The sequence below is a fragment of the Candidatus Tisiphia endosymbiont of Melanophora roralis genome, assembly GCF_964026575.1.
In the GTDB taxonomy this organism is placed as follows: Bacteria; Pseudomonadota; Alphaproteobacteria; order Rickettsiales; family Rickettsiaceae; genus Tisiphia.
In genome coordinates, this window is record NZ_OZ032161.1 from 459,860 (window position 1) to 475,852 (window position 15,993).

At 31.8% G+C, this 15,993-nt stretch carries 13 protein-coding genes and 1 pseudogene; 8 read left to right on the plus strand and 6 right to left on the minus strand.

Features of this window, described 5'->3' with window-relative positions:
* Positions 1-100: 100 nt before the first annotated feature.
* Entirely contained in the window at positions 101-859 is a 759-nt protein-coding gene (locus AAGD53_RS02265) for a lytic transglycosylase domain-containing protein (protein ID WP_410521112.1), read from the minus strand.
* On the opposite strand from AAGD53_RS02265, the gene AAGD53_RS02270 reads away from it, so the two are divergent.
* The 5 genes from AAGD53_RS02270 to ligA all read left to right on the plus strand — a co-directional run bounded on the left by AAGD53_RS02270 (position 801) and on the right by ligA (position 7,850).
* Entirely contained in the window at positions 801-1,004 is a 204-nt protein-coding gene (locus tag AAGD53_RS02270) for a palindromic element RPE1 domain-containing protein (protein ID WP_375332913.1), read from the plus strand. The two genes, AAGD53_RS02265 and AAGD53_RS02270, sit on opposite strands and share 59 nt — an antisense overlap.
* Positions 1,005-1,204: 200 nt before the next feature.
* Positions 1,205-2,707: an Npt1/Npt2 family nucleotide transporter gene (locus AAGD53_RS02275; RefSeq protein ID WP_341763120.1), complete on the plus strand. Its 1,503-nt coding sequence runs from the start codon at positions 1,205-1,207 to the stop codon at positions 2,705-2,707.
* Between the two features lies 1 nt (position 2,708).
* Positions 2,709-4,376: a hypothetical protein gene (locus tag AAGD53_RS02280; RefSeq protein ID WP_341763121.1), complete on the plus strand. Its 1,668-nt coding sequence runs from the start codon at positions 2,709-2,711 to the stop codon at positions 4,374-4,376.
* Positions 4,377-4,391: 15 nt separating this feature from the next.
* On the plus strand, positions 4,392-5,375 hold the full coding sequence (locus AAGD53_RS02285) for a polyprenyl synthetase family protein (protein WP_341763122.1): 984 nt from the start codon (positions 4,392-4,394) through the stop codon (positions 5,373-5,375).
* 375 nt (positions 5,376-5,750) lie between these two features.
* Positions 5,751-7,850, plus strand: coding sequence for an NAD-dependent DNA ligase LigA (gene ligA / locus AAGD53_RS02290; RefSeq protein WP_341763123.1), 2,100 nt, complete (start codon positions 5,751-5,753; stop codon positions 7,848-7,850).
* Here the strand turns inward: ligA and fmt are convergent.
* Positions 7,839-8,759: a methionyl-tRNA formyltransferase gene (gene fmt / locus AAGD53_RS02295; protein WP_341763124.1), complete on the minus strand. Its 921-nt coding sequence runs from the start codon at positions 8,757-8,759 to the stop codon at positions 7,839-7,841. The two genes, ligA and fmt, sit on opposite strands and share 12 nt — an antisense overlap.
* Positions 8,756-9,283 (minus strand): peptide deformylase, encoded by a 528-nt coding sequence (def, locus tag AAGD53_RS02300; protein WP_341763125.1) that lies wholly within the window; start codon positions 9,281-9,283, stop codon positions 8,756-8,758. The genes fmt and def overlap by 4 nt, the downstream gene beginning before the upstream one ends.
* An 839-nt stretch (positions 9,284-10,122) precedes the next feature.
* Between def and AAGD53_RS02305 the strand changes: the two genes are divergently transcribed.
* Both AAGD53_RS02305 and hpf read left to right on the plus strand, forming a co-directional pair.
* Positions 10,123-10,452 carry a hypothetical protein gene (locus AAGD53_RS02305; protein ID WP_341763126.1) on the plus strand — a complete coding sequence of 110 codons (330 nt, stop codon included), beginning with the start codon at positions 10,123-10,125 and terminating at the stop codon, positions 10,450-10,452.
* A 511-nt stretch (positions 10,453-10,963) separates the two neighbouring features.
* Complete coding sequence (gene hpf / locus AAGD53_RS02310; RefSeq protein WP_341762089.1) at positions 10,964-11,548, plus strand: ribosome hibernation-promoting factor, HPF/YfiA family; 585 nt, start codon at positions 10,964-10,966, stop codon at positions 11,546-11,548.
* 121 nt (positions 11,549-11,669) lie between these two features.
* Here the strand turns inward: hpf and AAGD53_RS02315 are convergent, their stop codons facing one another.
* The 3 genes and pseudogenes from AAGD53_RS02315 to AAGD53_RS02325 form a co-directional block, all read right to left on the minus strand.
* On the minus strand, positions 11,670-12,443 hold the full coding sequence (locus tag AAGD53_RS02315) for a phage tail protein (protein WP_341763388.1): 774 nt from the start codon (positions 12,441-12,443) through the stop codon (positions 11,670-11,672).
* 15 nt (positions 12,444-12,458) lie between these two features.
* A pseudogene (locus tag AAGD53_RS02320) lies at positions 12,459-14,486 on the minus strand (glycoside hydrolase TIM-barrel-like domain-containing protein); the annotation flags it as partial.
* A gap of 131 nt (positions 14,487-14,617) precedes the next feature.
* On the minus strand, positions 14,618-14,839 hold the full coding sequence (locus AAGD53_RS02325; RefSeq protein WP_341763127.1) for a hypothetical protein: 222 nt from the start codon (positions 14,837-14,839) through the stop codon (positions 14,618-14,620).
* A 343-nt stretch (positions 14,840-15,182) separates the two neighbouring features.
* Here AAGD53_RS02325 and AAGD53_RS02330 point away from each other — a divergent pair, with 343 nt between their 5' ends.
* Entirely contained in the window at positions 15,183-15,860 is a 678-nt protein-coding gene (locus tag AAGD53_RS02330; RefSeq protein WP_341763128.1) for a hypothetical protein, read from the plus strand.
* The last annotated feature ends 133 nt before the right edge of the window (positions 15,861-15,993 follow it).

The window sequence follows — 15,993 nt, forward strand, 5'->3', positions numbered from 1 at the left end:
TCGAATGCTGCATATTTAAAAAACGCACACTCAGCGATATTATCCACCACTTTGTCACGATTAGATTTTAACTTCTCACGATCAAATATAATTGTTACCTCTAGCTAGCTCTTGGTAATACTACCATAATATTACTCTTATATTTCCTAATATTACTTTCAAATGAAGCTCTCTGTTTATTCCTCAAAAGCATGTTTGTTGGCAGAGTAGGTGTATTATTATAATAATTGTACCCACTATACATGTTAATAGAGTTTTTATACAAATCCATATTGTTAGCAATTTTGATAACATCTTGTTTATATCTATAGCCAAACTCATGGGTGGCTGAATGGTAATGAGCAATTGCTTTGTGCCAACTACCTAACTGATCATATTTAGCTTTTAGGAATTTAGCAGCATAGGCGACATTTTTCTTAGGATCGAAAGCTTGATTTAAAGAGTTAAATGCATTTAAATGATGTTTTAAGTTGATTTGCATACATCCTACATCAATATTTTCTTTGCCTTGAATAATTTGTTTTTTTACAAATGATATTGCCTCTTTTTTAGTATTAAAATAATAGCCTTTACCTTCAATATTGACAGTCCAAGGCCAAACTACTTTAATTTTATATTCAGTATGTTTTTTGCCCGATTCTTTTAAAGCTATCGAGTGTAACGTATTAGGAGGAATTTTATGTATCTTTTCAAAGTAAGGAAACATCCTTGAGCATTTATGTGATTCAGCAATTTCTACGTCTATATTAGCATATGCTACATTAACATATAAATATAACGGAAAAAGAAACAATAAATATATGGCTAATATTAGACCTCTTTCGAAACTCGCTTGTGCTGAGGAATTTGAAGGAGTCACGGAACGTAGAACCGCAGCGTACTTAAGCGTACGTGAGGATTTGAGTACCGGAACGACGTACAAATTACCAGCAGAAGTAGAGTTTCGAAAGAGGTCTATTGACCTAATGGACATAATTATTATCATCTTACTTTATCTCTTGTAGCATATTAAAAATTTTCCTACAAGGCAAGTTATGTCTCGTTATCCTATAATTTTGTCACATAAATATTTTGTTAATAGAAAAATATGTTTATTTTCATTGACTTTATTTGCATAGAGCTTTAAAAGGTTTAGTTCGACTTCCATTACATATCTATGTTAAATAGATAGTGTTAGTCTTTAGGTAATTTTTTGTATAAAATAATGTTACCATTCAAAAGTATTTTTACTAAAATTCAGGAAATCATTTGGCCTATAGAAAGAGAGGAATTGAAACTTTTTTTGCCTATGGCATTAATGATGCTGTGTATTCTTTTTAATTTTGGAACACTTAGATCCGTTAAAGACGGATTGGTCATACCATCAATAGGAGCAGAAGTCATTAGTTTTCTAAAACTTTGGTTTGTTCTTCCTTCCTCTATATTATTTACTATAATATATGTAAAACTTAGTAATCACGTACGTTTTGAATATATTTTTTATATAGTAATTTCGAGTTTTTTGCTTTTTTTCCTGATATTTGCTTATATAATTTACCCTAATCAGGAGTTTTATCATCCAAATGCTGAGCAGGTAGAACATTTAGTATCATTGTATCCTAATTTTCGATGGTTTATCAAGATAATGGGTAAGTGGAGTTATGCTCTCATGTATATCTGTTCAGAATTATGGAGTGCAGTAATTATTAATCTAATGTTTTGGCAATTTGCTAATAATATTTTTGATACCAGTAAAGCGAAACGTTTCTATCCAATTTTAGGAATGGTAGGTAATGTTGGTCTGATTTTAGCTGGCAATGTATTAGTAGCTTTCTCAAATGTACGAGGGGTAGTCGATGCTCAAGTTATAATAAATGAAGATTTGCAATATAAATCAGAACTAATGCTACAACCTGTTATTTCTATAATAGTGTTTGCCGGTATAATTTCCATGGTATTATTTAGGTTAATTAATTATTTTATTTTGAATGACAAGGTGCTAAAGGCTGATTTCCAAATAGTTCAAATACAGGCAAAAACTTCCTTATCACTTATGGATAGTATAAGGTTGGTTATTAACTCAAAATATATTGGACGCATTGCTTTATTGATAATTTGTTATGCACTACTAATTAATATAGTAGAAGGTCCGTGGAAAGCTAAGGTAAGGGAGCTTAATCCCAATACGTTAGATTATATACATTTTATGGGTAGGTTTAATATTTGGATGGGAATTTCTAGCGTTACTTTTATGATAGTTGGTAGTAATGTGATTAGGAAATTTACTTGGTTAATTTCAGCATTATTAACACCCTTAATGCTTTTTATAACTGGCTTAATGTTTTTTATCTTTGTTATTTTCTCAGAATATATAAGTTTTGGTATAAAGGACTTTAATCCAATTTATGCGGCTGTAATTATCGGAGGAGTACAAAATATTCTAAGTAAATCAACTAAATATTCGTTATTTGATTCAACAAAGGAAATGGCATATATTCCTTTATCATTAGAACTTCGAACAAAAGGTAAAGCTGCTGTTGAGGTTATAGGTATTAAATTTGGTAAGTCTTTAGGAGCTTTTATCCAGTCTTTTATATTTATTATAGTGCCTACTGCCACATGTGATTCAATAGTAGTTTATTTACTAACAATTTTTATTATTATAGTTATTTTGTGGTTTTGGAATATAGTACAACTAAATCGTGAATATGTGAAGTTATGTAATTAGCATGCGAAAAACGTTAATATATATATCAGTTATAATTGCTGTAATCCTATTGATTTATACCATCTCATGGTTGGTAATTGTTACTTCTTTAGCTAATAAGATTAATGGGCAATATAGTAACCGTTATATCGCTGTTAATTCAATAGATAGTGAACAAAGATATTTCATTAAGTTTAATAAAGTTGCTCTCTATGGTTTTCCGTTTAAAATTGCCTTGCAAGTAATTGGTTGGCATGAAGAGGGAGAAAATAGTATAATTGAATTTAATTCCCCGATTTATATAGGTTATGATTTACTGAAACAGGTTTGCTTTGTTAGTTATTTTGGTAACGCAACAGGTCGCTATAAACCTATTGATTTGGGATTTGGTACAAGATTTGAAAGTGGTAATTATTCTTTTATAGCAAAAATTCCTTTAAGCTTTAAGTTACTTAAGGTTTTTATACAAAAAAAAGATCCGTTTGAAATTATAAATTTTATAAAAGAATTGGAATTAACATCTGACAAGACAAAAATTTTTGATTTAGTTGACGGGCAAAAACTATATGATGAAGATCATACAATTATTTCATTTTCACTAGAAAAGAATAAATACTATACTGATATAGAAGATTTTAAAAATAATGTGCCACAAAAATTAAATATCGCTTATTCAACAAAAATATTAGAAAGTAATATTATAAACAGAAGAATACCAGCTGGTCTTTTATTATATAGATTTGCTTGGCCGATGCCTTTTAGTTTTGAAGGTAAGTTTTATATAAAAACTAATAAATCTTTATATAGTGAGTTTGCTAAAGATTTAGAAATAAAAATGATATCAAGCAAGTTCTCAAGTAGTATTCAAGAATCCTTGACTACTTTATTGTATCAAAGTAAAGTAGAAGAAGGTAGCAATGATAGTCATCTTAAGGTTGAATCAAAAATTGATTTGAAGCCAGGATTTTCCGATAATATATTGAATTCTATACAGTACTTATTGTCATATATATCGCTACTCCCTAATAGTTCATCTTTAATAGAAGAATTACAATATATTAACAGTAATAAAGATAAATTCAACTTGACTGAATTAGAGAACCATCAATATATTTTTGATTTAGATATAGATTTTCTTGCTAGAAAACAAGATATAATGAGAGCTCAAATAAATAATCTTAGTTTGTTTTCTAATAATACCGGATTTCGATTATCAAGCGAATGCAGGCTAGATGCATTTAGAAAATTTGATATTAAGGGACTTGTTGTCTTTAATAATTATTTAAAGGCAACGGATATTATAACCAATTATTTCTTTAACTTGGGTAGGTTTAAAACATTCTCAGAAGATAGTCGTATTGTATACAAAGAAGGTACGAAGTATTTTTTAAAAACCATATCAGATCATCCTGATTCTAACTCAGGTGACATAAGTTTTGAGTATAAATTAGATTCAAGTAATATAGAAAAAGGCAAAATAGGTTCCGTAGACTTTAATCAATTTCTGCCATTATATTATCTAGCATTATACAAAAAAGCCTCGGAAAAAATACATATTGGTGATAATGTAACAAAAAGGATACAAGAACTAGTACCTGATTTTAATGAGCATCATTCATTGTTAAAACAATTAATGATCCAGCCTTTTTTGGAGGTTGATAGTGATGTTTGGCAGGAAATCATAAAATAGCATTAGAGATGTAAATTGGATACTATAAAAATAATACATAAAGATTTAGCAGTAGAACTGTCTAGCTTAAATAAACTTATTCTGACCCACTTAGCTGCCAAAGAACCACTAGTTGGCGTAGTAGGTAAATATTTATTGGAATTTGGTGGAAAGAGAATACGGCCATTACTAACAATTTTAACTAGTAAAATGTTTGGTTATGTCGGTGAAGATAATATAAAACTTGCTGGGGCTGTAGAATTTATTCATGCAGCAACTTTACTTCATGACGATGTAGTAGATGAAAGTACAATGAGAAGATCCAAACCTACTGCTAACGTTGTTTGGGGGAGTAAGGCTAGTATTCTAGTTGGAGATTTTTTATTTAGTCAATCATTTCAACTAATGGTAGATACCAAATCTGTTAAAGCTATGAAATCTTTATCAAGAGCTTCAGCAATTATATCAGAAGGTGAAGTTTCTCAGCTTGTGAAATTGAATCAGCGGAGAATTATTGATGAAACAGAATATAATGAAATAATTATGGCTAAAACGGCAGAGTTATTTGGAGTATCTTGTGAAGTAGGAGCAATTATTTCTAGTCAATCTAACGAGATCTGTGAAAGTTTACAAAAATTTGGTAGATATTTAGGAAATATTTTCCAAATTATTGATGATTTATTTGATTATTTAGGAAATAGTCATGATATGGGCAAGAATATAGGTGATGATTTTTTAGAAGGAAAAATAACTCTACCCCTAATCTTTTTATATAAGAAGCTTGATGATACCGGGCAATTAACAGTTCAGAAAATGATTAAGGCGGATAATAGATCTGAGAGTGAATTTGAGATAATACGAAGTTTGATGATACAACATGGTATTAAGCAACAAATTATCGACCATCTAGCAAACATTAAGAATGAGGCTAGTAATTTATTGGAGCAAATCCCTATACAGAATATTTATAAAGATCATTTAGCTTCTTTACTTGAGTTTACGTTAAATAGGTCTTATTAACCTCAGTTTTGGATTAAAATTAAAAATTTTAATCCAAAACTGGTTATAATATCAGAAAAATGCATTCTTGAAGCGGTTCTACGAATGCATTTTAATCTATTATCGCTAATAATCTTATTTTTATTGATATAAAAATAAGATTATTAGCAAATGAAATATTTAACAATCAGGCGTCAAACCGCTTTAAGCCTGATTGTTTACATTCTCATTCCAATTTCGGATTAATGAAATTAATCCGAAATTGAGGTTATTAGGTTATGTTGCCAAGATTTATGCGATAATAATAATTTAACCTGAGTTCGATACAACATTACCGTACCTCATACGTCATACCTAGTTACAATTAAATCTGATCTTCAAACTTTTACGATTAATATGCAAAATATTCCAACCAATATTGAACATCTTTCTGAATCAGAGGTAGAAAACTTACTAAAACAACTGGCAAGTGAGATAGAAAAATATAATAAAGCATATCACCAAGAAGATACTCCTCTGATTTCTGATGCTGAATATGATCAATTATTTAATTTAAATCTTGAACTTGAAAAAAAATTTCCTCATCTTGTGCTGGCAAATAGTCCAACTAAACAAATCGGTAGCCTAGCTGCAGAGAAATTTTCTAAAGTAAAACATATAAATCCAATGTTTTCTCTTAGTAATGCATTTGATAATGAGGATGTATCAGAATTTATAAATAGAATAAAGAATTTCTTACGTCTTGATAGTTTTCAACCTATCTTTTGCGAACCTAAAATAGACGGTCTATCTTTTTCTGCTACCTATAAGAATGGCATACTCACCACTGCTGCGACAAGAGGGGATGGTTTTATTGGAGAAGATATAACTGAAAATATTAAGACTATCAAGAATTTCCCTCATTCAATAGTATCAAGCCCCGAAATTTTGGAAGTACGAGGTGAGGTCTATATTAATAAAAATGATTTCCTATTATTAAATCAAGTACAGGAATTATATGGGAAAGATAAGTTTGCAAATCCACGTAATGCTGCTGCCGGATCATTAAGGCAGTTAGATCCAAACATTACAGCAAGTAGACCACTACAATATTTTGTTTATGCTGTGGGAAATAGTAGTAGCAAAATAGCTGATTCTCAAGATGCTTTATTACATAAACTGAAAGAGCTAGGATTTATTGTTAATAATATAGGAAAATTAGCGTATTCTGAAGATGATCTGAAATTTTTCTACGAATATTTGAATTCATCTAGAGATCAATTGCCTTATGAAATTGATGGTGTTGTGTATAAGTTAAATGATTTTGCTTTGCAGCAAAGAATGGGGTTTATTGCAAGAAGTCCAAGATTTGCTATTGCTCATAAATTCCCTGCAATAGTTGGTCAAACTAAACTAATTAATATTACTCTACAAGTAGGTAGGACAGGTGTATTAACGCCTGTTGCTGAGTTAGAGCCGCTTTCTATTGGGGGAGTTAGGGTATCAAGAGCTACATTACATAATTATCAGGAAATCATAAGGAAAGATATAAGGATCAATGATTATGTATTTTTGCAGAGGGCAGGTGATGTCATACCGCAAATTACTGCCGTAGATTTTACTCGACGTTCTAGTGAATCACAAAAAATCGATATGCCAAAACTTTGCCCATCTTGTGGTTCTCATTTACATTATAATCAAGAGACAATAATAATTCGTTGTGATAATGGGTTAAATTGCCCTGCTCAGAATTATGAACGAATTTGTCATTTTACCTCTAAAAATGCTTTAGATATAGACGGTTTGGGAAAAAAGCAAATAGAATTTCTACTGAAAGAGTCTTTAATAAAAAATCCAGTGGATATTTTTTATTTACAAAATAATAATGAAAAAAGCTTAGTCAAGCTTGAAAATATGATAGGATGGGGGCGAATATCTGTAGAAAACTTATTCGCAAACATCGACAAAGCCAAAAATGTTTCCTTAAACAGATTCATTTATTCCTTAGGAATTAGGCATATTGGCGAACAAAATGCCAAATTACTTGCTCGAGAATTTCAGAATTATGGTAATTTTATAGAAGCTATGGAATCTTTATTAAAAGGTGATCAGCCTATGTACCAAAGGTTAAATGATCTAGAAGGAATAGGAGATAAAATTTTGGTGGATATTATCGACTTCTTTGATATTAAAGAAAATCTACAAATTATTCATCAGCTAAGTAAAATTTTAGAAATTCAAGACTATAGTGGTCAAACCACCAAAACCGCATTAACTGGCAAAGTTGTGGTATTTACCGGTTCTCTACTCACTCTTTCAAGAGCAGAAGCAAAATCTCAGGCAGAGAAGTTAGGAGCTAAAGTAAGTAGTAGTGTTTCGTCTGCTACTGCTTTAGTGGTAGCGGGTAGCGATGCCGGTAGTAAACTCAGAAAAGCTAAGGAGCTTGGAATTAAAATTATTGATGAAGACGAGTGGTTGGAGTTAGTATATACTAATTCTCCCACATCAATCCAATAAAGTACCTAGGGGGATTTGTACCCCACGTATAAATTCTTCAACGTTTAAAGCTTTTCTTCCTTCTTGCTGTAATTTTTTGATAATCAAAGTACCCTTACCACAAGCTATCTCTAAGACACTATTATTAACCACAGTACTAGGAGGTAATTTAACATCTAAATCATTATAATACGCTTCTAGGATCTTTATAACTTTACCTCTATATTCAAAATATATTCCAGGCCATGGATTCATACCGCGAATTCTACAATCTATTTTGTAAGCAGTCTCATACCAATCGATCTTTCCTTCTTCTTTCTTGAGTTTATGAGCATAAGTTACTCCATCTTTATCTTGGACAATCCTTGGTAAGTTATCAATATTATCTAAAGTTTTAACCAATAAATCAGCCCCTATTTCTGCACATTGGTCATGCAAAATTGGTAAAGTTATTCTAGGAGAGAGTGAAAACGAATGCTGCAATATAATATCACCAGTATCCCACCCCTCATCCATCTGCATTATGCATACAGAAGTTTCAGGGTCTCCCTCTATAATAGTACGCTGCAATGGGGCCGCTCCCCTATGACGTGGTAAACTTGAGGGATGGATATTAAGACATCCATATTTTTTGGCTTGTAGGATAGCTTGTGGTATCAAAAACCCATAAGCAACTACTACTATTATATCTGCATCAATTGAATTAATTAAATTGGTTATTTCTTCGGTTCTCAAGGTTTTAGGGGTATAAGTTGGAATATCATATTTTGATGCCAAACTATGGATAGGTGATGCTACCTCATTTAGTCCCCTTCCTTTAGATTTTGCAGCTTGAGTGAATACGGCAACCACTTGGTGATCTTTGCTGTTAATTAAACTCTTAAGAGTAGGTACAGCAAATTCTGGCGTACCCATAAAAATTACTTTCACAAAATATTATTTTTTAGCTTTTTTAATTTACGTAATGCTACGTCCTTTTTTATATCACTTAAATAATCAATTAGTAGCCTACCATCTAAATGATCCATTTCATGTTGAATAACCCTAGCAAGCCAACCATCAGCTTTTAATTCTTGCTGGATATTATTATAATCTAAGAATCTTATAGTTATAGACTCAGACCTTGCTACCTCGACCTGTTGCTCCGGTAAAGATAAACACCCTTCTACTGCCACAACTAATTCTTTAGATTTGTCTATTATCTTCGGGTCAGCGATAAATAATGGATAAAAACCAACAGGTCTTTCTGTATCATCATTATTCTGCAAATCAACTACCAATATACGTTTAGTTATTCCAATCTGAATGGCAGCTAACCCCACACCACGATCATGATACATAGTTTCAACCATGTCATCCATCAACTTTCTTATAGTATCATCGATTATACTTACTGGCAAAGATTTTTGTTTTAATCTTGAATCTGGAGCAGTAACAATAGGTAACACAGACATAGTACTTTAAAACCATAAATTATTTATAATTTTCTGCTTTGAAGAATTGTTTTTTGAAAATATCAGGAACTCGCGTGATAAATGTATACCTAGTTCCATAGTACCCTACATTTTTTATATAACCACTATTAAAATGGCTGCTGATCGTCTATTAGCGAGGAGTCGCGAAAAAGCGGCGACGCGGCAATCCAGGATACGCGAAGCGTTACTCTAAAAAAACAGCTTCGCTGTTTACCTAGATCGCCACGGCATCTAAAGAGCCTTGCTATGACGATTATAGAAAAATGTAGGGTACTATGACCTAGTTCGCTTGTCCCTCATTTTCAAATCCAATTCGTAGGATCATTCGAATATACCAAAACATTTATATTGTACCACAAAATAACCAATGAGTCTAGTGTGAGCCATTTGCTAGCGAACGAAAAAAAGATGTGGGTAATAGTAAGCTACGCAGGGCTGATATCCACAACTGTTGAAAGTTAGTAAATACAGCTTCCTATACGTCACGAGCTACGGAGGCTGTAAGGCCGACGAAGCAATCCAGTAACATCATTTATCTATAGATTGTTTCCTAGATTGCTTCGCTTACGCTCGCTAATAGATGCTGTGGTATAGGTATTTGTAAACTTTCAACAGTTGTGGGCTGATATCCTCCTAATGGGGATGATTACTTGAGCCTAGTATTAACTTGTTACATCGAATACAGGTTAAATTATTAAGAAAGTTTAAAATATTTACACTTTTTTACCCTGAAACTATTAGTACACGCATAAAAATCATTATACTTCTTAGGTTCTGCACGCAGAACTTAATTAAAATCAATATATGGTAATAAATTTATGGTTAACAAAGTAAATATATATAATGTTATTAAATTCCAATCCCCATTTGAACGTCTTAAATCATACACTAATTCACCTGATGTCATCTTACGTAAAGCTATTATTACTCAGGCAATTATTGATGCAACCAATATATCAAAATTCCGCACAGCAAAAAAGCTAGAACAAGAAGCAAAATTATGGATTTTTGGTGGTAGTGAATCTTTTAAAGAAACTTGTCTAGAAGGTGGGATTGAGCCATCTTTTGTAGTAAGAGTAACTAAAGCAATTATAAAGCTACATAAGAATAAATCTAGGCTTAGAAAGTCATCACAACAAAACAGATAGTAAAAACAAAAAAAACATTATTTAGAACAAAATTATAACCTTATTTAAGTTAGCTATAAAATGTTACAATTTAGGTAAAATTACGGTCAAAGAATCGCTTTTTAACTGAAAAATACTTTAAAAGAACAATTTGAAGTAAGCGTTATAAGCTTATATTTTATCTAAAGCAATTATCAAGTCATTATAAAAATTTCAAAATAATGGCTTGAAATTCACATGATTATACATTAGTTGTATAGATAGGTAGTTATACGAATTAGGGATAAGAATTTGTTAATTCTTATATACTCTTCTGCTCCTACGAATTGTTTTTTGAAAATATCATGGATTCGCATGCGTAACTATACTATATGTACGCTACGCCTGCTCACTATTCATTTTCAAATCCAATTCGTAGGATCATTTGAGTATCCCAAATTCGGTGAAATTATCGAAACAATCAGATTTGAGACGACTCTGCATCTGATTATTACATATAATATTTGATTTAACTAAATATAAAGGGGATTTTATGCAAATATCAGTATCAGGTCAACATATTTCTATTGGGAATTCTTTGCAAGACTACGTAAAAAATCGTACTATGCAGGTGTCAGAAAAGTATTTTTGTGATGTAATAATTAGTGCAAATGTGCATTTTTCTAAACAAGGATTCCAATTGGTTTGTGATATTGTCGTGAATGATGGTACAGGCAGACATATGATATTGAAAGGTAACGCTGCTTCAGATGACATATATTCAGCGTTTGATATTGCTCTTGCTAGACTTGAAAAGCAGCTTAGAAAGTATAAATCTAAGCTCAAGGATCGTCATGATAGAGTTAAAATATCCGAAGTAACATCTAAAGCAGTTAAATATACTATAACACCCCATCAATATGAACATGAAGACGAAGATAATGTGGCAGCATATGATAATCCTGTAATTATAGCAGAAAAATCTGTAGAAATATTAACTCTATCAGTAAGTGGAGCAGTGATGAAAATGGATATGGAGAACCTTCCTGCTTTAATGTTTCAAAATAGTCATACTAATCGCATGAATGTAGTTTATTATCGTCGGGATGGGAATATATCTTGGATAGATTCCAAATAAATTTTTGCTGCTTATATACTCTAGAATAGAAAATCAAGAATTGTGTTGACGCCTATGTGCAATGACGATCAGCAGCCATTTTAATAGTGGTTATATAAAAAAGGGTACTATAAGCAGCTATTCACTTGAATATATAACTCTCAACTTCATCAATAATTCCGTGAATTTCAGCTGTTAGGCGAAATAATCTCATGGAGATAATTCTAATCTGATATTGATAATTCCGATAATATAATATGATAAAATCCCCCGGTTGATATTTAATAAAATTTGCTGGCATGATAAATCTTAAAATTTTAGTTTCAGTAGCGGCATTTTTTAGGATTAACCGTCCTAATCTTTCAGCTTCAAGATAAGATAGTATAATAGGTAGTTTTAAGTTAGGAATAGCTCTATGTGAAAGATTCTCACTATTTATTTGGCAGAAGCTATTATTATAATCATCATACCGGTCAATAAAGTTTAGTGCTAGTTTACTAATAATGCTAGTTTTAGAAATTTCTATTTGTTCTAAATAACTATTGCTTGATAGTTTAACCAATATTTTGGGACTAATATGACTAGGGGTAGAATATCCACGTTTGGTGAACTTAATTTGTTCCTGATAGGCTATGATATCAAAGAAATATATAATTCGCAAAAGGTTAATAACATCAATACAAGACAAAGCTTTATTTAATACCAACCCTTCTACAGCTTCATCGAGAGTTGATATATCGATGTTCTTTAATGGAATACCGCATTTATAAGACAATTCGAGAATTATTGCCGCTAAACTACAAGCCCCAAATTTATTATTAACCCAATGCCCTTTTGCCCATAAGTTACCATCTCGCCAAATATTACTATGTGGCCAAGCTGGGTAAGGTCTGGCATCCCAAGTCCATAAAAACATTTGTTCGATATATTCTTGCGTTTGCCAATATTCAATAAAACTTCGGATAGCTTTACGCTGAATAGAAAAATCAACTTCGCCAGTAGAATATCTCGGTACTCCACCATCACTACATAAAGGATCAAAGAATATATTAGGTTGATTAGTTGCTTTATCAATGGAAGGAAAGCCAAATTCCGTAAACCAAATTTTTTTCATTCTTGGTTGCCATTCTGTTGTAACACCATCAGGATTACGATGATAATTCTCCCACCAATATCTTAAATTCTTTCAAGCATAATCGGCAGCTAACTGATGCTTGCCACCATTTTTATCTATAAAGTAATCATATCCTTCACCTGATTGCCAGCCTTTCATGATTTCTTCTGGTAAAATTCCTGAATTTATGCTTCTCGTTACAGGAAAGTAGGCATCAATACCTACAAAATCTATATATTCTGAGGCAAATAATTTGTCTAAATTATACCATCCATCTTGTGTGTGATGATACTCTGACCAATCTGCTGCATAAGTAACAAGTACATTATTACCCACGATTTCTTTGACTAATTTTGCTAATTTTATCAATTGGGTAACAGCGGGAAAATTATTATGTTGATCCTTGACGCTAGTTAAATCTATTAGTTCAGAACCGATTACGAAACCATCAATATGATCTTTAACCAATTTAGCATAATGTAGGATAAAATTATTATAACCCTCATCTTTATTGAAAAAATCTACTATTGAATTTACGCAGCCTGTTAAATGACCACGCCATGGCTTTTGCCAAACATCCAAAAAAAACATTGGATAAAACATAACTTTAAAATTCCTACGTTTTAGTTCCTGTAAGTAACGGATTAAGCTAGCATCATTGACGCTGCCGCCATATTTAGGGAAATCATCTGCATCTCGTGATACTAGCCTTGCCGTATCACGTAAATATTTCCCAACTTGCCATTGTTCTGAATATTCTGTATTTGGGTCATTAAATTCCACAGCAGGTTTAATAGTACAACTTGCAATATCCAAACTATCGCCAAACCAACATACAACTGGTGCAACCCATTTGATGTTAGGGCATATAATTTTCATTTGATTTAGACTATAAAGACTATTAGCAATATTACGGTAATTATTTGAATTTATTGGTTTTTTACTAATGATACCGCCTAAAGAGTTTAGTATAGTTTTGTATTGTACTATAGTGTCGTAAACAAATTCTCCAGATCCTGGAATTATGTCAACAGCCTCAACTAAATCTTCTACACTCCGAAACTGTATCTGAGAGGTAATTTTGTTGTCAGAATCAAGCTCAAAATCCTCACATACGCTAAAGTATGCTCCGGTTTTTTGCTTGATTTTTCCTAAAAATTCCTCTCTCATATACAGTTTCGCAATAGAGCTATTATCGTCGTCAACGTCACCGGGAATATTAGCCTTCCTAGTTACTTCAAAGGAGAAATTAGGCACTGAATTATTAAAATCAGCTAAGGGTAGGTCTTCAAATACAGCATAACTTAATCCACGAAATGCTGGTGCTTGACCTTGAGCTTCAGTTGCAGCAATTAAAGGATCGGGTAATTGTTCTTCTGACCCTAAATAAAGCCTGAATTTATATTGTTCAAGATTGAGTAACTGATCATTAACCCATACTCTACCAATTTCAGCTATTTCGCCTTCACATAAGCTAACTGCAAAGGATAAATAATATTCACATTCCGTTACATTATGGATAGAAGCAGTTTCGGCAGTAGCTGATAAACCTCGTTGTGTAACACTGGTAACTTGTACTTCCTTAATTTGACTTGCCCAAATTATTTTACCATTGACCCTTGCCGTACCAAAAACTAAGGTTATTGGATGTCCATATACAGCTTTTGATAAGGAAAAACTTTCTCTAATATTTTTAAAATGGTAATACTCCTCAGGTTCATAATTTAAATGTTCTAAGTAATCACCGAGTGTCCTACCGGCAAATCGCCCAATAGTGGATAATATACCGCCACCAAAAACACCACCAATGCTACTTCCTATGTTACTTAAAATCTGACCAAACATATTAATGCCTTATATTTATAGTTAATATAAGGCATTATATCATATAACATAGCTGCACTAAGTGTGGGTGGATATTTTTTTAGCAATAGTCATATTTGTTTTCATAATGGGTTTCTATAATTTTATATTCCCTAATTGTGGTCGTTATTGTGGTCGTTCGTGTGTCCCTGTACATTGACAAGGGAAGTGTAAAACGTTGAGTTAGCAACACTATAAGGCAAGGAGAAGGATGGGGGAGAAACTGAATCATCAGAAACTGCATCAAGATTAACAGCAGGATTAACAGCAAGATTATCATCCTCTACTTTTGGTGATTTACTAAAGTAGCTATTAGATGGAAGACTATCAGTCATAAATTTATGCTCATTATTATTAATTAAAGATATAATCTAATAAATGTTAATTAATACAAACTAAATATTACAAAATTATTAAATTATAGCAATTAACTCTTACTAGACGAACATATATACGCATACTTGACCTTTTTGTAAAGCACCGGGTAATTGAATCATCATGTAGAGTTGTCAACTTCTTATTACTCTTATCACGGAAGTTCAATGTAACTTGTTACATCGAATTCAGGTTAATTAGAAAGATTATTACTTTATTAATTGTAAAAATTTATCTAATGTACTTAGTGTTTAGTTATTTTATGTTATTATAATAAAATAATATAAATAGGGAGGTATAACTATGAGTAAATATGTAATGTTTTGTGGTATGAGTTTTGCTGGAAAAAACGAATATAGACAAATGTCTGTAGATTATCTTATGCAAAAAAGAAACGTTAAAGAAGAACTTATCTCGATTGTAGATGATCCAAAAAGTACTGAGTTTGGAGAGAAAATTGTTCAATTTGATAGAGTAGAAGATAAAATTAACAATACAGTAAGTGGAGCATTATATATAAGTGCAAGCTGTAATATCTATGATAATCTAATTAGTAGTGCTTTAGAAAATCATCAGTACATATTTTGTAAAGGAGGGTTTCCAGAAGTAATTGGATACCAAGGGGCTGTTTGTGGAGATCAAGGATTTAGTTGGGAGATGCTAAAAAGACATTATACAGATCAGGTACAAACTACTCATAAGACCGTACAATTTCCTGATATAATATTTATTTGTGTTAATTCTTTTACTAGATCACAAATAATAGCTAAATGTAGTAATAGTAAAAGTTGGGAGGCAAAAATGACTGTAGAAGAGTACGATCATTATTCTAATAAAATGAGAGAGACTTATAAACTTATTGCAGCAGATCGCGAATTTACAGCAAAAACAAAAATATTGCTTATTGATCCTATGGATTGCACAGTTGCTAAAACTTGGGAATCACAAATAAAACCTGAAATAGATCAGCTAATGGGTTAGGTCACAGAGACCTGTGATTTTTAGTGAGTATATACTACTCGTAAATGAAGAGTTGATAGACGAAGATCAAAATTATGAAGTGCTAGGAGTCGAAGGGTCGAGGAGCGGAGCGTACATTTAGTACGTGAGCACC